This window comes from Pseudomonas sp. FBCC-B1565, assembly GCF_059133265.1.
Genome location: NZ_CP101438.1, coordinates 5,054,925 through 5,070,857, shown reverse-complemented (window position 1 = coordinate 5,070,857; position 15,933 = coordinate 5,054,925). Strand labels below are relative to the sequence as shown.

The 15,933-nt window shown below is 59.8% G+C and carries 13 protein-coding genes and 1 pseudogene; 4 read left to right on the top strand and 10 right to left on the bottom strand.

Annotation, left to right across the window (positions count from 1 at the left end; all coding sequences use genetic code 11):
• Nucleotides 1–5 precede the first annotated feature (5 nt).
• Together pcaD and pcaC are read left to right on the top strand one after the other, a co-directional pair.
• Entirely contained in the window at nucleotides 6–797 is a 792-nt protein-coding gene (gene pcaD / locus NL123_RS23485; protein ID WP_248486741.1) for a 3-oxoadipate enol-lactonase, read from the top strand.
• 10 nt (nucleotides 798–807) lie between these two features.
• Nucleotides 808–1,200: a 4-carboxymuconolactone decarboxylase gene (pcaC, locus tag NL123_RS23480; RefSeq protein WP_248486743.1), complete on the top strand. Its 393-nt coding sequence runs from the start codon at nucleotides 808–810 to the stop codon at nucleotides 1,198–1,200.
• 37 nt (nucleotides 1,201–1,237) lie between these two features.
• Here the strand turns inward: pcaC and NL123_RS23475 are convergent, their stop codons facing one another.
• Entirely contained in the window at nucleotides 1,238–2,821 is a 1,584-nt protein-coding gene (locus NL123_RS23475; RefSeq protein WP_494356468.1) for a M91 family zinc metallopeptidase, read from the bottom strand.
• A 139-nt stretch (nucleotides 2,822–2,960) separates the two neighbouring features.
• Here NL123_RS23475 and NL123_RS23470 point away from each other — a divergent pair.
• Nucleotides 2,961–3,098: pseudogene (locus NL123_RS23470) on the top strand (carboxymuconolactone decarboxylase family protein); the annotation flags it as partial.
• A gap of 3 nt (nucleotides 3,099–3,101) precedes the next feature.
• Here the strand turns inward: NL123_RS23470 and NL123_RS23465 are convergent.
• The 7 genes from NL123_RS23465 to NL123_RS23435 form a co-directional block, all read right to left on the bottom strand.
• A complete protein-coding gene (locus NL123_RS23465; RefSeq protein ID WP_248486747.1) occupies nucleotides 3,102–4,001 on the bottom strand; it encodes a polysaccharide deacetylase family protein in 900 nt (299 codons plus the stop codon).
• Between the two features lie 130 nt (nucleotides 4,002–4,131).
• Nucleotides 4,132–4,449, bottom strand: a complete 318-nt coding sequence (locus NL123_RS23460; RefSeq protein ID WP_494356467.1) for a M91 family zinc metallopeptidase — start codon at nucleotides 4,447–4,449, stop codon at nucleotides 4,132–4,134.
• The gene (locus tag NL123_RS23455) at nucleotides 4,418–5,176 is read right to left on the bottom strand and encodes a M91 family zinc metallopeptidase (protein ID WP_494356466.1); all 759 of its coding nucleotides are present in this window, start codon (nucleotides 5,174–5,176) and stop codon (nucleotides 4,418–4,420) included. Before NL123_RS23455 ends, NL123_RS23460 begins: the two co-directional genes overlap by 32 nt.
• Nucleotides 5,177–5,268: 92 nt before the next feature.
• Nucleotides 5,269–6,519, bottom strand: coding sequence for an OprD family porin (locus NL123_RS23450; RefSeq protein WP_494356465.1), 1,251 nt, complete (start codon nucleotides 6,517–6,519; stop codon nucleotides 5,269–5,271).
• A gap of 173 nt (nucleotides 6,520–6,692) precedes the next feature.
• The gene (gene adeC / locus NL123_RS23445; protein WP_248486755.1) at nucleotides 6,693–8,150 is read right to left on the bottom strand and encodes an AdeC/AdeK/OprM family multidrug efflux complex outer membrane factor; all 1,458 of its coding nucleotides are present in this window, start codon (nucleotides 8,148–8,150) and stop codon (nucleotides 6,693–6,695) included.
• On the bottom strand, nucleotides 8,147–11,308 hold the full coding sequence (locus NL123_RS23440; RefSeq protein WP_248486756.1) for an efflux RND transporter permease subunit: 3,162 nt from the start codon (nucleotides 11,306–11,308) through the stop codon (nucleotides 8,147–8,149). Before NL123_RS23440 ends, adeC begins: the two co-directional genes overlap by 4 nt.
• Nucleotides 11,309–11,311: 3 nt before the next feature.
• Nucleotides 11,312–12,460 carry an efflux RND transporter periplasmic adaptor subunit gene (locus NL123_RS23435; RefSeq protein WP_058425202.1) on the bottom strand — a complete coding sequence of 383 codons (1,149 nt, stop codon included), beginning with the start codon at nucleotides 12,458–12,460 and terminating at the stop codon, nucleotides 11,312–11,314.
• Between the two features lie 265 nt (nucleotides 12,461–12,725).
• On the opposite strand from NL123_RS23435, the gene NL123_RS23430 reads away from it, so the two are divergent.
• On the top strand, nucleotides 12,726–13,358 hold the full coding sequence (locus NL123_RS23430) for a TetR family transcriptional regulator (protein WP_010212311.1): 633 nt from the start codon (nucleotides 12,726–12,728) through the stop codon (nucleotides 13,356–13,358).
• A 314-nt stretch (nucleotides 13,359–13,672) separates the two neighbouring features.
• On the opposite strand, the gene NL123_RS23425 is transcribed toward NL123_RS23430, so the two are convergent.
• Both NL123_RS23425 and NL123_RS23420 read right to left on the bottom strand, forming a co-directional pair.
• Nucleotides 13,673–14,728, bottom strand: a complete 1,056-nt coding sequence (locus NL123_RS23425; RefSeq protein ID WP_248486757.1) for an alkene reductase — start codon at nucleotides 14,726–14,728, stop codon at nucleotides 13,673–13,675.
• 31 nt (nucleotides 14,729–14,759) lie between these two features.
• Complete coding sequence (locus tag NL123_RS23420; RefSeq protein ID WP_248486758.1) at nucleotides 14,760–15,926, bottom strand: MFS transporter; 1,167 nt, start codon at nucleotides 15,924–15,926, stop codon at nucleotides 14,760–14,762.
• Nucleotides 15,927–15,933 lie beyond the last annotated feature (7 nt).

Genomic DNA, 15,933 nt, shown 5'->3' with positions numbered 1-15,933 from the left:
CCACCATGGCATTTGTACACCTCGCCGAAGGCGACCTGCATTACCAACTGGACGGGCCTGTGGATGCGCCTGTGCTGGTGCTGTCCAACTCACTGGGCACCGACCTGCATATGTGGGACATCCAGATCCCGGCCTTCACCCAGCACTTTCGCGTGCTGCGTTTCGATACCCGTGGCCATGGCAAATCCCTGGTCACTCCTGGGCCGTACAGTATCGAGCAGCTCGGCCGCGACGTGATCGCGCTGCTGGATGCGCTGGATATCCAACGCGCGCATTTCTGCGGTTTGTCCATGGGCGGCCTGATCGGCCAATGGCTGGGGATCAACGCGGGCGAGCGCCTGAACCGCCTGGTGGTATGCAACACCGCTGCCAAGATCGGCACGCCCGAGGTGTGGAACCCACGCATCGAGATGGTGTTGCGAGACGGCGCAGCGGCGATGGTGGCGCTGCGCGATGCGTCGATCGCACGCTGGTTCACGGCGGACTTCGCGGCCGCTAACCCGCATCAGGCCAAGCAGATTACCGACATGCTTGCGGCGACCTCGCCTGAAGGTTACGCCGCCAATTGCGCAGCGGTGCGCGATGCGGATTTTCGTGAGCAACTGGCCCTGATCAAGGTGCCGACGTTAGTGATTGCCGGCACCGACGATGCGGTCACCCCACCGGCCGGCAGCCACTTTATCCAGAACCATGTGCAGGGCGCCGAGTACGCCGAGTTCTATGCGGCGCACCTGTCCAATGTGCAGGCGGGCGCTGCGTTCAGCGACTGTGTCATTGAATTCCTGCTGGCCCACTGAGGAGCTGTTTGTGAACGAGAAACAACGTTACGCCGAAGGCCTGCAAGTGCGCCGCGAAGTGCTGGGCGATGCCCATGTCGACCGCAGTCTCAATGCCCTGACCGAGTTCAACAGCGAATTCCAGGAGATGATCACCCGCCATGCCTGGGGTGACATCTGGACTCGTCCGGGACTGCCGCGGCACACCCGCAGCCTGATCACCATCGCCATGCTGATCGGCATGAACCGCAGCGAAGAACTCAAGCTGCACCTGCGTGCCGCCGCCAGCAACGGCGTGACCCGTGCCGAGATCAAGGAAGTGCTGATGCAGAGCGCGATCTACTGCGGGATTCCGGCGGCGAATGCGACGTTTCACTTGGCTGAATCGGTGTGGGATGAGCTGGGGGTTGAGTCCCAAGCGTAAGCTTGGGACCTGAGACAAACGCGATATCCGGTTGGATTTATTCATCGCTAATGTAATCGCTAGTGTATACGTAACTTTCCCGCTTTGGCTCCCCCATCTCTTTACGAAAAGCATTTTCATTGAAGGGGTCCGGGTTGGTATTAGTGAGCGGTGTTTTTGGATCGTTATCGTGATCAAAGTCGGGTTTGTTGGTGGGTAGGCCGACGGCTTGAAGTTCGACGTTCTGTTCGCCGGAGTTGTAGCCGGGTTGCCTTGTACCATTCATACCGGTCCAGGCATGCGACAGTTCATGATATAGGAAGTTGTGAGGTCCAATGACACGGTTGAGCTTGAATTCGATATAGGAGCGATTGTAGCCTACTTCGCCTCCCCTGTCGGGTGTGCCACTTTTTCCATTTTGAATAAAACCAAAATCTGATGTTTCTGCGTATTCGGATTCTCTGCCTTCTTCTGTGAGTTTCATCTTGTTTGGGTTGTACCCGTAGTAAGAGCTATTGTCCCAGGATTCAACTTCGAATATTTTTAGTGGCACACCATTCGCTGCTGCTTTCGAATCTAGAAATTGCAGCATTTTTTGACCTGTACGCGAGGATCTCATCATTTCCAAGTCATCTTGGACGCGCTGCTTAAATTCAGGCGAGCCTTCAACTTTAATTCCTGTGGCTCCGACGTGCATATAGTTAATAGAGTTGACAATATTGTCTGGGTGTTTTTGTACTGAGTCGCTTGGCTTCGCGTAGATAGAATCAAAGCGATTGTTTGACTCTATTTTGTCATTGCCTGCACCTGCATAGAAGGTAGTCAAAGATTTACCTTGTAATAGGTCGTCACCTAAGCCTCCGTTCATCACGGTGTGTCCACGTTCACTACCATAAAGTTTGTCATCTCCAGGGCCTCCATCCATGTAGACCATTTGCGCCTTGCCTCCGAATATACGGTCGTTACCCTTATTGCCGTATATATAACTTATGCCCCGGCCCGCACGTATGGTATCGTTGCCGTCATTGCCTTCAACATAATAAGTTCCGGAACCAAGTCTTATTGTGTCATTACCCCCTCCGCCAAAGATGCGGGAGCGGGCCCCGCGTGCAGTGATGTCGTCATCACCGTCTCCGCTTTCTATAATGATTTCATTTGATACATCTTTGTCGACTTTGATGGTGTCGTTTCCTCCGTGAGTTCGAATAGTTATTTTTTGATTAGCGTCACCTATCGTGTAACGGTTAGGCTGTATAGTGTAGCGCTTTTCGTTAACTACGATGTCGAGGGTTTCATCTTTGCCTTTGCGCACGCGAATAGAGTCGGCTTTGTTGCCGGTTTCTATAATAAGGTTGTCGGACGTTAGCTCAGCGTCCTTAGAGGGGGAGTTTTTTATTGATTTTATGGTTTCTTCCCTAGTGACTTTTATATTTTCATCTTGATACACAAGGGTTGGTTGAATGATGGTTGTATATAAAGGTTCTTGGTCTGTGGTGGGGCGAGGTGTTCCTGGTCGCTCAGTATGCGCACTTGAGCTGTTGCGTTCTCCGCTGATAAATATAGGTGTGTCAGAATTTTTAGTAGACTCTGCTAATTTATATTTTTCAGCGGGTGAGGGCAGGGGTGGGTAATTTTTAATCATCGGTTGACCATTAAATTAAAAACGTGAGGTACCTCCTGATTGGTTTTTTTTACGTAATAGTTCCATTTTCAGTTTAGCGAGAGTCAGAATCCCCAATCCAATTGCAGGCAGGTCGGTTAGACACCTCCACTTCGGCGCCAGCAATGGCGTGACCCGTGCCGAGATCAAGGAAGTGCTGATGCAGAGCGCGATCTACTGCGGGATTCCGGCGGCGAATGCGACGTTTCACCTGGCTGAATCGGTGTGGGATGAGTTGGGGGTTGAATTGCGCGAATAGGCGTCAGTGGGAGTCGGCATCCCATACCCAATTCCACACGCCCGGCAGATGCACCGGCTCATTCACGTCCTTCACCGTGCGCGCCAGTGCCGCACGCTGCAGAGCTGCCGTATCGGTGTAGAACGGTTCAGCGGCGGTCTTCATGCCGTTGATCCGTGCACTGTCCAGCAGGATCTGCAAGTACTCCTGCATATGCCGTGCGGTGTAGCGATTGATGTCGTGGAAGGTCACCACCACAGGGATCACCCCATCCACCGTCGGCAACTCGCCCAACGCAATGTGTTCGCGCACCACCGACAGTTGCCGATACAAATTGGCCCGGCGCCGTGGGCTGCCGTTGAAGCCCCAGATCTTGCCGTCATTGGCACTCAAATCCGTGAGCAGCACCTGCATGCCGTGACGCTGGTAGGCGGCGAAGGTGCGGCGGTCGTAATTCCAGAACGGCGGGCGGACCAGTACCGGCGGGTTGCCGGTGATCGCCGCAATGTCAGCGGCACCCTGGGTGAGGGTGCGTTCCAGTTCGGCGTCATTCAGCCAGCGATGGTTGGTGTGAAACGCCGTGGCGGTGTGGAAGGCCAGGATGTGGCCCGCCGCATACTCGCGCTGCATGGTCTTGCGGCCCCGTGAACTGCCACCGGAGCGCGAGGCTTCGGTTTGCAGGAAGAACACCGCCTTGATCCCCGGCAGCACCGGGTTTTGCGCCAGGTCAGCCACCACTGAGCGGCTCGGATTGTTGTAGCCCGACGCGCTGGGACCGTCGTCGAAGGTCAGCAGAAAACGGATCGGCGCCTGGCCTTGCAGGCGCTGCTCGGTCTGCGGTGTCAGGGCAATGGGCGCGCCAATACAGCCGCTGAGGCTCAGGGCCAGGGCAAGCACGGCGGAGGCGATGGCGAAGGGTTTCATGGTGGGCGCGGGCTCGAATAGGAGGCCGCTGTTGGGTGGATCAGCAGCGGCAGGCGCGCACGATACAGCAAGATGGTTGGTGTGAGGTTACCGCCTGACCAACGAGCGCGGTTCAGGCTCAACCGACGTATTAGGTACGCAGCAGCTTGCCCATTTCTTTGTTCAAGGCATTTTCAGTGAAGGGTTTGGGATTGGGGGGAAACTCGGGCGTGGTCGGCAACCCTACGGCTTGACGTTCGCTGTTGGGGACATCGAATGATTCACCCTTGAACATCTCCACAGTCGTGCCTGCCAGCGCAGTGCCGTTACCGGCGTCATAGGCGTGGACCATTTCGTGATAGAGAACGGTGATAGGTGAGTATGTCACGCCGGCCAGTACTTCCAGGGCTGAGCAGTTATAGGAGATTTCAGCCCGGTCAGCCCGCGACCCCGGCACGCCGTCGACCATGAAACCCCACTTGGGGTCGCCGCCGACCACCGGTGGGCGTTCGTATTGCAACAAGGCTTTGAGTTCCTGGCTGCCATAGGTGTAGCCGCTTCCTGTGTCGAGCAGGTCCTCCACCACTGTCACCGGTGCGCCGGGCTATCGCGTTCATTTCGGCAAGTATCTGTTTGCCCTGAGGGGAACTGCGCAGCAAGGCCAGATCGTCTTCGACCCGTTGGATGAAGTCGGCCGAACCTTTTATGACAAACCCTTCAAGCGACGCGTGGTCAGGCGTGACGGTGGTTAATCTCGAGCCGTTGAGGTGCCGGATCGTATCGCCGGGTTGAGCGTAGATCAGGTCGCCGGGGCGATTGCCAACCACTGCATCACGACCGCTGCCGGTATAGAACGTACTGCGGTCGTTGCCAATCAAGCGGTCATTATCAGCGCCGCCATGCAGCACGGTATGGCCATTGACCTTCACGTCCAACTGGCCTGGCAGGGTCTGGCTGATGTGGACCTGGTCCGCTTTGTCGCCGGTTTCAAGGATCAGGCTGTTGCTGAGGCTGTTGTCAAAGTCGTACTCCCAGACTGATTGCCCGCCGGCCTTCAAATTTCCATCATCCAGAAACGGATGCCGATGCGCTTGAACCGGATTGTCGGGCGTGAACGCCAGTTGAGGAGGAGTGTCGGGTGTATAGCGGCTGTTGCTGAAGACCGTGGCGCATGCAATACGATTTGAAGCGTCCATGTGAGATCCCTGTGGGAGAGCCAGGCATTGGCCCTGTCTCGTGAAGTCGACCGGACGCTTCAAATCGTTCCCAGGGTAAATGTTATGCGGCTTTACAGCAGGCTGATCGGGTAACTGACGATCAACCGGTTCTCGTCGAACTCGTTGTTGCTGTAGTCGCGACGCATGCTGGAATTGCGCCAGCGCACGGTCAGGTTCTTCAGGCTGCCGCTCTGCACGGTGTAGCCCAATTCGCTTTCGCGGCCCCATTCCTTGCCGTCAGTGATGGTGCCGGTGTGGACGTTGCTGCCGCTGATATAGCGGTTCATCAGGGTCAGGCCGGGCACGCCGAGGGCGGCGAAGTTGTAGTCGTGGCGCACTTGCCAGGACTTCTCCTGGGCATTGTCGTAGCTGCTGTTGTAGCTGTCGTTGGCCAGGGTGCCGCCGCTGGTGCCGTTGACGCGCATCCAGGCGCTGTTGCCGGTGAGTTTTTGCAGGCCGACGTAGAAGGTGTTGCCGCCGTATTTGGCAGAGAACAGGCCAGACCAGGTCTTGTTATCCAGCTCGCCGGCGCGGGCGCTGCCATCGTCCTTGCCATAGAAAAAGCCCAGGTTGGCGCCCAGGGTCCAGTCGCCCAACGGCTGGCTGTGGGTCAGGTTGACGAACTGCTGGCTGTAGATGTCCTTGAGCTGGGCATTCCACAGGCCGATCTGGGTGTGTTTGTCGTTGAACAGGTATTCGCCGCCCTGGAAGTTGAAGCGGTCCGAGGTGAACGCGGCTTTGCCGAACATCGACATGTCGCTCATGCTGCTGTCGTCACGCGGGCTGTTGGCGCGGAACTGGCCACCGTAGAGGGTCAGGCCGTCGATCTCCTTGGAGGTGATCTGCCCGCCGCGCAGGGTTTGCGGCAAGGAGCGGCCATCGTCCGAACGCAGGATCGGCAGCACCGGCATCCATTCGCCAACCTTCACTTCGGTCTTGGAAATACGCGCCTTGAACGCCACGCCCAGACGCCCGAACTCATCCGCCGGGCGGCCGTCGTGATCCAACGGCAGCAACTGGGTGCCCCCGGTGCCGCGCCCGCCATCGAGCTTCAACGAGTACAGCCCCAGCACATCCACGCCGAAGCCCACCGTGCCCTGGGTAAAGCCGGACTTGGCGTCGAGGATGAAACTCTGCGTCCACTCCTGCGCACCGCTCTGGGTCTTGGTCGGGTTGGTGAAATTGCGGTTGAAGAAGAAATTGCGCAGGTTGAGGTTGGCGCTGGCGTCTTCCAGAAAGCCGTGTTCCTCGGCGAGGGCGGGCAGGGCAAGACTGGCGACAGCGGTTGCCAGCAAGAGCCGGCGCGGGTGGAAAGTGCTCATGGCGTAAGGACCTGTTGTTATTGGGTTTATGCAGGTGGCGGCCATGGTGCAGGGCGGTGCGGGGGCGATGAAAGTGGGGGAGAGCCGGTTGTGGGCGATGATCGAACGCAAGTTGGCCAGTGAAGAAAAACAAAAAGCCCACCAAAAGGTGGGCTTTGTTGACGCGGGCGCTATCAGAACAACTTCAGCGCCGGTGCTTCTTCTTTCAACGGCTCATTCTTCGCGGTCTGCTCGTTCCAGCCACCGCCGAGGGCCTTGTACAGGTTGACCTCGCTGGTGAGCTGCGCCAGGCGGTCGGTGATCAGCGATTGCTGGGCACTGAACAGTTGGCGCTGGGCATCGAGGAACGTCAGGTTGCTGTCGACACCGATGCGGTAGCGACGCTCGGCCAGGCGGTAGTAATCCTGGTTGGCCGCGACGAAGCCACGCTGGGCGTCCAGTTGCTGCTTGTAGGTCTCACGTGCGGCAAGGCCGTCGGAGACTTCCTGGAAGCCGGTCTGGATCGCCTTCTCGTAGTTGGCCACGTTGATCTCTTTCTGGATCTTCGAGTAGTCCAGGCTGGCGCGCAGGCTACCGGCGTTGAAGATCGGGATGTTGATCTGCGGGGCGAACGACCAGGTGCCCGAACCGCCTTTGAACAGGCCGCCCAGGTTAGGGCTCGCGGTACCGGCGCTGGCGGTCAGGCTGATGCTCGGGAAGAACGCTGCGCGGGCCGCACCGATGTTGGCGTTGGCGGCCTTGAGGTTGTACTCGGCTTGCATGATGTCGGGACGACGTTGCAGCAGGTCCGATGGCAAGCCGGCCGGCACTTCGCTGAGCAGGTTGTCCGACAGCGGCTTGCTGGCGATATTCGCCGGCAGGCCGGTGCCCAGCAGCAGGGTCAGGCTGTTTTCGTCCTGGGCCACCTGGCGGGTATAACGCGCCAGGGCGACCCGGGCGTTTTCCACCGAGGTACGCGATTGGCTCAGGTCGAGGGCCGAGGCCACACCGACTTCGTTGCTGCGCGAGGTGAGCTTGAAGCTTTGCTCGTACGCGTCCAGGGTGTCCTGGGTCAGCTTGAGCAGTTCCTTGTCGGCCTGCCAGGTCAGGTAGGCATTGGCCACGCTGGCCACCAGGCTGATCTGGGTACTGCGCCGCGCTTCTTCGGTGGCGAAGTACTTTTGCAGGGCTTCTTCGCTCAGGCTGCGTACGCGACCGAACAGGTCCAGCTCATACGAGCTGATCCCGAGACCGGCCGAGTATTGGCTGCTGATGGTCGATTCGCCGGTCTGCGACAAGCGGGCCGGAGTACGCGAGCGGCTGCCGCTGCCCGTGGCCGACACGGCCGGGAACAGGTCGGCGCGCTGGATCTGGTACTGCGCGGCATAGGCGTCGATGTTCAGGGCCGCTACACGCAGGTCACGGTTGTTGACCAGCGCGGTCTGGATCAGCTGTTGCAGGGCAGGGTCATGGAAAAACTGCTTCCAGCCCTGCTCGACAGCGGCCTGGCTCGGCGCCTGGGCCGACGAATACGCCGGCCCCTGCGGGAACTGTGCGGCCACCGGCGCTTCGGGGCGCTGATAGTCAGGTATCAGCGAGCAGCCACTAAGCACGAATGCGGTGACGGCTAGGGAAAGTAGCGACTTGCTCATTGGCCAGCCTCTTTAGGGGTTTCAGTTGTGTCAGTCTTTTTACGTTCGCCGGCGGCGGATACAGTTGCGAAGAACAGGGGCACCCAGAAGATCGCCAGCACAGTGGCCGTGATCATACCGCCGATTACACCGGTACCGATTGCGTGCTGGCTGCCCGAACCTGCACCCGAGGAGATCGCCAGCGGCAGTACGCCGAGGATGAACGCCATGGAGGTCATGATGATCGGGCGCAGACGCATCCGCGAGGCCTCGATGGCCGACTCGACAATGCCCTTGCCTTGTTCGTGAAGTTCTTTGGCGAACTCCACGATCAGGATGGCGTTTTTCGCTGCCAGGCCCACCGTCACCAACAGGCCCACCTGGAAGAACACGTCGTTGGACAACCCGCGCATGCTGGTGGCGATCAACGCACCCACCACACCCAGCGGCACTACCAGCACCACCGCAATCGGGATCGACCAGCTTTCGTACAGGGCCGCGAGGCACAGGAACACCACCAGCAGCGACAGGGCGTACAGCGCAGGCGCCTGGGAGCCGGACAGGCGTTCTTCGTACGACAGGCCGGTCCACGCGTAGCCGATACCCGCCGGCAGTTGCTTGGCGATACGTTCGACTTCGGCCATGGCGTCACCGGTACTGTAGCCCGGAGCCGGGGTGCCGAGGATTTCCATCGCCGCTACACCGTTGTAACGCGAGAGCTTGGGCGAACCGTAGATCCACTTGCCTGAGGAAATGGCCGACATTGGCACCATCTTCCCGGAGTCGCTGCGCACGTACCATTTGTCCAGGTCTTCTGGGGACATCCGGCCAGCGGCTTCACCTTGCACGTACACCTTCTTCACCCGACCACGGTCGATGAAGTCGTTGACGTAGCTGCCACCCAGGGCGATCGCCAGGGTCTGGTTGATGCTCGACAGCGAAATACCCTGGGCACTGGCCTTCTCGTCGTCGACGGTGAGCTCGTACTGCGGCTCATCGTTCACGCCGTTGGGGCGCACACCCGCGAGGATCTTGCTTTGCGCGGCAGCCCCGAGGAACTGGTTGCGTGCGTCCATCAGCTTCTGGTGGCCAACGCCGCCCTGGTCTTGCAGGAACACGTCGAAACCGGTGGCGTTACCCAGTTCCAGTACCGAAGGCGGCACGATGGCGAACACCATGGCGTCCTTGAAGGCACCGAAGAAGTAACCCTGGGCACGCTTGGCCACTTCGAATACCGAGGTGGATGCATCACGTTCATCCCACGGCTTGAGCATCACGAACGCCAGGCCCGAACTCTGGCCACGACCGGCGAAGTTGAAGCCGTTAACGGTAAATACCGATTTCACCGCCTTGCCTTCGCCTGGCTCGCCTTCCTTGTCGTTGAGCAGGAAGGCACGCATGTCGTCGATGACTTTCTGCGTACGTTCGGCTGAAGATCCGACCGGGGTCTGCACCTGGGCAAAGATTACGCCCTGGTCTTCTTCCGGCAGGAACGCGCTCGGAATGCGGGTGAACAGCCAGATCATGCCGGCGAAGATGATCAGGTACACGAAGAATGCAGGAAACTTGTGCTTGATCATATTGCCCACGCCGCGCTCGTAGCTCAGTACGCCACGGTCGAAGGTGCGGTTGAACCAGCCGAAGAAACCACGCTTGGGTTGGCCGTGTTTCTCAGGGTCGATCGGCTTGAGCATGGTGGCGCACAAGGCCGGGGTGAAGATCAGGGCAACCAGTACCGACAACGCCATGGCCGAAACGATGGTGATGGAGAACTGTTTGTAGATCACACCGGTGGAGCCGCCGAAGAATGCCATTGGCAACAGTACCGCCGACAGCACCAGGGCAATACCGACCAGTGCGCCCTGGATCTGGCCCATGGACTTGACCGTCGCCTCTTTGGGCGACAGGTGTTCCTCGGCCATTACCCGCTCGACGTTTTCCACCACCACGATGGCATCGTCCACCAGCAAGCCGATGGCCAGGATCATGCCGAACATGGTCAGGGTGTTGATGGTGAAGCCGAACGCGGCCAGGATCCCGAAGGTACCCAGCAATACCACCGGTACGGTCATGGTGGTGATGATGGTGGCGCGGAAGTTCTGCAGGAACAGGAACATCACCAGGAACACCAGCACGATCGCTTCGACCAGGGTGTGGACTACACCGGAGATCGATTCGGTCACCACCGGCGTGGTGTCATACGGCACCACAGCCTTCATGCCTGGCGGGAAGAACGGTTCCAGGGACGCCACGGTGGCACGGATGGCCTTGGCGGTGTCCAGGGCGTTGGCGCCCGACGCGAGCTTGATCGCCATACCCGACGCCGGCTTGCCGTTGAACTGTGCACTGATGCTGTAGTTCTGGCCGCCCAGTTCGATCCGTGCGATGTCACGCAGGCGAACCTGCGAGCCGTCGGTATTGACCTTCATCAGGATCTTGCCGAACTCTTCGGCGGTCTGCAGGCGGGTCTTGCCGATGATGGTTGCATTCAGCTGGGTGCCGGGCAGGGCAGGCAGGCCGCCCAATTGGCCGGTGGCCACCTGGACGTTCTGTGCCGCAATGGCAGTGCTGACGTCGACCGGGGTCAACTGGTAGTTGTTCAGCTTGGCCGGGTCGAGCCAGATACGCATGGCGTACTGCGAACCGAACACCTGGAAGTCACCTACACCTGACGTCCGCGAGATCGGGTCCTGGATATTGGACACGATGTAGTTGGACAGGTCGTCCTTGGTCATGCTGCCGTCTTCCGACACCAGACCGATCACCATCAGGAAGTTCTTCACCGATTTGGTCACGCGGATACCCTGCTGCTGCACTTCTTGCGGCAGCAGTGGGGTCGCCAGGTTCAGCTTGTTCTGCACCTGAACCTGGGCGATGTCCGGGTTGGTACCCTGGTTGAACGTCGCGGTGATGGTCATGCTGCCGTCGGAGTTACTGTCCGAGGCGACATAACGCAGGTTGTCGATACCGTTGAGCTGCTGCTCGATGACCTGCACCACGGTGTCCTGCACGGTTTGTGCGGACGCGCCTGGGTAGGTCACCTGGATGTCGATGGCGGTTGGCGCGATGGCCGGGTATTGGTTGATGGGCAACTTCAGGATCGACAATGCCCCGACCAGCATGATCACCAGGGCAATTACCCAGGCGAAAATGGGACGGTCGATAAAAAATTTCGACATGGGTTACTCCCCCTGGCCAGCAGCGGCGGCAGGAGCGGGAGCAGAACCGGCAGGCTTGGCGTTGTCGGCGTCCTTGACCTTGACTTCGATGCCCGGCTTGATGAATTGCAGGCCTTCGGTGATCACGCGGTCACCGGCGTCCAGGCCTTTTTCCACCAGCCAGTAGGCGCCGGCAGTGCGGTTTGCCACCAGTTGACGCTGCTCGACCTTGTTGTCCTTGTTCACCACCATGGCGGTCGGGATACCTTTGATATCACGGGTCACGCCTTGTTGCGGTGCCAGGATGGCCTTGCTGTTCACGCCGGCTTGCAACTGGGCGTGCACGAACATGCCCGGCAGCAAGGTGTGGTCAGGGTTGGGGAACACGGCGCGCAGGGTCACGGAGCCGGTGGTCTGGTCGACCGATACTTCGGAGAACTCCAGCTTGCCGTCCTGGCCATAGGCAGTGCCGTCTTCCAGGGTCAGCTTGACCTTGGCCGCGTTGGCGCCGGCTTTTTCCAGCTGGCCGCTTTCCAGGTCGCGGCGCAGTTTCAGCATTTCGGCCGAAGACTGCGTGACGTCGACGTAGATCGGGTCCAGTTGCTGGATGACGGCCATGGCATCGGCCTGGCCGTTGCTGACCAGTGCGCCTTCGGTGACCGAAGAACGGCCGATACGCCCGGAGATCGGCGCGAACACTTTGGTGTAGCGCACGTTGATCTGGGCGGTTTGAACGTTTGCTTCCGCGGTCATGCGGTTGGCGACGGCAGTGTCGTATTCCTGACGGCTGACTGCCTGCTCATCGACCAACTGCTTGTAGCGGTCGGAGATGGACTTGGTCTGGGTCAGGCTGGCTTGTGCGCTTTTCAGGGTGGCGTCATACACCGACGGGTCGATCTGGTAGAGCTGTTGCCCTTCCTTCACGTCGCCGCCTTCCTTGAACAGGCGCTTGAGAATGATGCCGTTGACCTGTGGGCGAACTTCCGCAATGCGGTAGGCGGTGGTGCGGCCTGGCAGCTCGGTCGTCAGGGTATAGGCTTGCGGTTGAATGGTGACCACGCCGACCTGAGGGGTTTGGGCGGGCGGAGCCGCTTCTTCCTTTTTACATCCGCTGAGCAGCGATGCCAGGGCGACGGCAGTGACCAGAGCGGTAACAGCTGGCTTAAGTTGCATGAAGATCCTCGGGTCAGGCGCGCAGGGTGCGCACAAGAAGTGTGGAAGGGTAAAAAACAAGCTGTGAGTGGATAAGTAGCTTGCTACGCAATATACTTACGTTCATGGTTGTTTGTAAACTCTTGACAGGCTTCGCGGAATGTTGACAAAGCAATGCCCAAAGCCTCGATTTTAGTACGTTCGGCGCCCATGACGGTGTCGTCCCACAAGTATTCAGACGGTGGTCAACCACCACCCACAGTGTCCTGATTGAGGTTTTACTGCCATGGTTCGTCGCACCAAAGAGGAAGCTCAGGAAACGCGCAGCCAGATTCTCCAAGCCGCCGAGCAAGCCTTCTATGAGCGCGGCGTTGCGCGGACCACGCTGGCGGATATCGCCGCGCTGGCCGGTGTGACGCGGGGTGCTATCTACTGGCATTTCAGCAATAAATCCGATTTGCTGCAGGCGCTGCTCGACACGCTGCATGAGCCACTGGACGAGTTGGCCAGGGCCAGTGAAAGCGAGGATGAACTCGACCCGCTGGGCTGTATGCGCAAGTTGTTGATTCATTTGTTCCATCAAGTGGCCCTGGACCCGAAAACCCGGCGCATCAACGAGATCTTGTTCCATAAGTGCGAATTCACCGATGAAATGTGCGACATGCGCCGCCAGCGCCAGACCCACAGCCTGGAATGCAACCTGCGCATCGGCCTGACATTGCGTAACGCGGTCCATCGCGGGCAACTTCCGGAAAACCTCGACACCACCCGTGGCGCGGTGTGCATCCACGCCTACATCAACGGGCTGATCGGCCAGTGGCTACTGGTACCCGACAGCTTCCAACTGCATCAGGAAGCCGAACGTTGGGTGGACGCCGGGCTGGACATGCTGCGCTGGAGCCCAAGCCTGCGCAATTGACACAAAATGCGTAATTGCATCAGGTTGTGTCAACAGTAAAGCCCAAGGACCGTCAATCGTCCTTACGCCTGATTAGTGGGGTGACTTTATATACGGGCTGGCGGGCGGTTGATAGGTAGCCGCCTAAGTATTTTGTAGCGATTTTGTTGCAGGGCTGTGAAGGAATGTTTCCTACAGGACGCTACAAATCAAAATGTGGGAGGGGGCTTGCCCCCGATAGCACAGTGTCAGTCACCCGATTCATTGGCTGACACGCCGCTATCGGGGGCAAGCCCCCTCTCACATTGGGTAGTCGTACTACTTCGGAATAACGATTACAGCGCCAGGGTCGGGTAGTCGATATAGCCGACCGGGCCTTTGCCGTAAAAGGTTTCCGGATGCGCTTCGTTCAGCGGCGCATCGGCTTTCAAGCGCGCCGGCAGGTCCGGGTTGGCAATGAATGGCACACCGAAGGCCACCGCATCCGCCTTGCCTTCGGCCAGCCATGCATTGGCGCTGTCCTTGGTGAAGCGCTCGTTGGCGATGTAGGTGCCGCCGAAGGCTTTCTTCAATTGTGGGCCAAGGCTGTCCGCACCTTCTTTCTCACGGGAACAGATGAAGGCGATGCCACGCTTGCCCAGTTCACTGGCGACGTAGGTAAAGGTTTCCGCCAGATTGTCATCGCCCATGTCATGGGAGTCGGCGCGCGGTGCCAGGTGCACGCCCACGCGGCCGGCGCCCCAGACTTCGATGGCGGCGTCGGTGACTTCCAGCAGCAGGCGTGCACGGTTTTCCAGCGAGCCGCCGTACTGGTCGGTGCGTTTGTTGGTGCTGCTTTGCAGGAACTGGTCGAGCAGGTAGCCGTTGGCGCCGTGGATTTCCACGCCGTCGAAGCCGGCGGCCTTGGCGTTCTCGGCACCGGTGCGGTAGGCGTCGATGATATCGGCGATCTCCGCCGTTTCCAGGGCACGTGGGGTCGGGTAGTCCGCCAGTGGACGCACCAGGCTGACGTGGCCTTTAGGCTGGATCGCGCTCGGGGCCACCGGGGCTTCGCCGTTCAGGTACAACTCATGGGAAATACGGCCCACGTGCCACAGTTGCAGGAAGATCTTGCCCCCCGCGCCGTGCACGGCCTTGGTGACGTTGGCCCAGCCGCGCACCTGGTCGTTGGACCAGATGCCCGGGGTGTCCGGATAGCCCACGCCCATCGGCGTCACGGAAGTGGCTTCGCTGAGGATGAGCCCGGCGGAAGCGCGTTGCACGTAGTACTCGGCCATCAGCGCGTTGGGCACGCGACCTTCATCGGCACGGCAGCGGGTCAGCGGCGCCATGATGATGCGGTTCGACAGTTCCAGGTCGCCCAGTTTGATCGGATCGAAAATAGTCGTCATGGGATAACACCTTTCTCTATTAAGTGGTTGATCAGTGGGTAGCGAGGGCCAGGTCGGCATCGCCGCCCTGACGGAAAGTAATCAGCGTCACCAGCAGCGCGAGAATCGCCAGGGCCGCTGCGGCCAAGGGCACGCTGGTCAGGCCGAAACCGTGGGCGATCACACTGCCGCCGACCCAGGCACCCAGGGCGTTGCCGATGTTGAAGGCGCCGATGTTCAGGGTGGACACCAGGTTCGGTGCAGCCTTGCCGAAGGTCACCACGTTGATCTGCAACGCCGGCACGGCGGCAAACGAGGCGGTGGCCCAGAGGAACAGGGTGATTTCCGTCGGGATCACCGCGATGCTGGTCCAGCTCAGCGCCGTGGAGACCACCGCCATGCTGATGAACACGCCAACCAGGGTCGCGGCCAGGCGCTTGTCCGCCAGCTTGCCGCCGATGATGTTGCCCACGGTGAGGCCCAGGCCGATCAGCAGCAGGGTCCAGGTCACGCCCTTGGGCGACACGCCGGTGACATCGCCGAGCAGCGGCGCGACGTAGGTAAAGAGGGTGAACATGGACGCGGCGAACAGCGCGGTCATACTCAGCGACAGCCAGATGCCGGCGCCCTTGAGGGCGGCCAGTTCGGCGCGCATGTCGAGTTTTTCTTCATCACGCTTGGCCGGCAGAAAGCGGATCAGGCCGATCAGCGCCACTACCCCAATCACCGTCACCGCCCAGAACGTCGAGCGCCAGCCAGCTGCCTGGCCCAGTGCGGTGCCCAGCGGTACGCCGAGCACGTTGGCCAGGGTCAGGCCGGTGAACATCAGGGCCACGGCCGAAGCACGCTTGTTGGCCGGCACCAGGTTGGCCGCCACCACTGAACCGATCCCAAAGAACGCACCGTGGCACAGCGCGGTGACCACACGGGCAAACATCAGCACGTTGTAGTCACTGGCCAGGGCGCACAAAAGGTTGCCGACAATGAAGATCCCCATCAACGCTACCAGGGCCGCCTTGCGTGGCAGCCTGGCAGTGGCCAGTGCCATGAACGGCGCACCGATCGCCACGCCCAGGGCGTAGCCGGTGACCAGCCAGCCGGCGCCGGGAATCGACACCCCCAAGTCCGCCGCCACATCGGGCAGCAAGCCCATGATGACGAACTCGGTGGTGCCGATGGCGAAGGCGCTGAGGGCCAGTATGAGTAGCGAGAGGGGCATTCGTGGT

What these genes read in the sequence shown, in the direction of transcription:
- NL123_RS23425 (WP_248486757.1), bottom strand. Translation starts at nt 14,728, where the DNA reads ATGACGACTATTTTCGATCCGATCAAACTGGGCGACCTGGAACTGTCG.
- NL123_RS23420 (WP_248486758.1), bottom strand. Translation starts at nt 15,926, where the DNA reads ATGCCCCTCTCGCTACTCATACTGGCCCTCAGCGCCTTCGCCATCGGC.
- NL123_RS23465 (WP_248486747.1), bottom strand. Translation starts at nt 4,001, where the DNA reads ATGAAACCCTTCGCCATCGCCTCCGCCGTGCTTGCCCTGGCCCTGAGC.
- NL123_RS23455 (WP_494356466.1), bottom strand. Translation starts at nt 5,176, where the DNA reads ATGGACGCTTCAAATCGTATTGCATGCGCCACGGTCTTCAGCAACAGC.
- NL123_RS23475 (WP_494356468.1), bottom strand. Translation starts at nt 2,821, where the DNA reads ATGATTAAAAATTACCCACCCCTGCCCTCACCCGCTGAAAAATATAAA.
- NL123_RS23440 (WP_248486756.1), bottom strand. Translation starts at nt 11,308, where the DNA reads ATGTCGAAATTTTTTATCGACCGTCCCATTTTCGCCTGGGTAATTGCC.
- adeC (WP_248486755.1), bottom strand. Translation starts at nt 8,150, where the DNA reads ATGAGCAAGTCGCTACTTTCCCTAGCCGTCACCGCATTCGTGCTTAGT.
- NL123_RS23430 (WP_010212311.1), top strand. Translation starts at nt 12,726, where the DNA reads ATGGTTCGTCGCACCAAAGAGGAAGCTCAGGAAACGCGCAGCCAGATT.
- pcaD (WP_248486741.1), top strand. Translation starts at nt 6, where the DNA reads ATGGCATTTGTACACCTCGCCGAAGGCGACCTGCATTACCAACTGGAC.
- NL123_RS23450 (WP_494356465.1), bottom strand. Translation starts at nt 6,519, where the DNA reads ATGAGCACTTTCCACCCGCGCCGGCTCTTGCTGGCAACCGCTGTCGCC.
- NL123_RS23435 (WP_058425202.1), bottom strand. Translation starts at nt 12,460, where the DNA reads ATGCAACTTAAGCCAGCTGTTACCGCTCTGGTCACTGCCGTCGCCCTG.
- NL123_RS23460 (WP_494356467.1), bottom strand. Translation starts at nt 4,449, where the DNA reads ATGGTCGACGGCGTGCCGGGGTCGCGGGCTGACCGGGCTGAAATCTCC.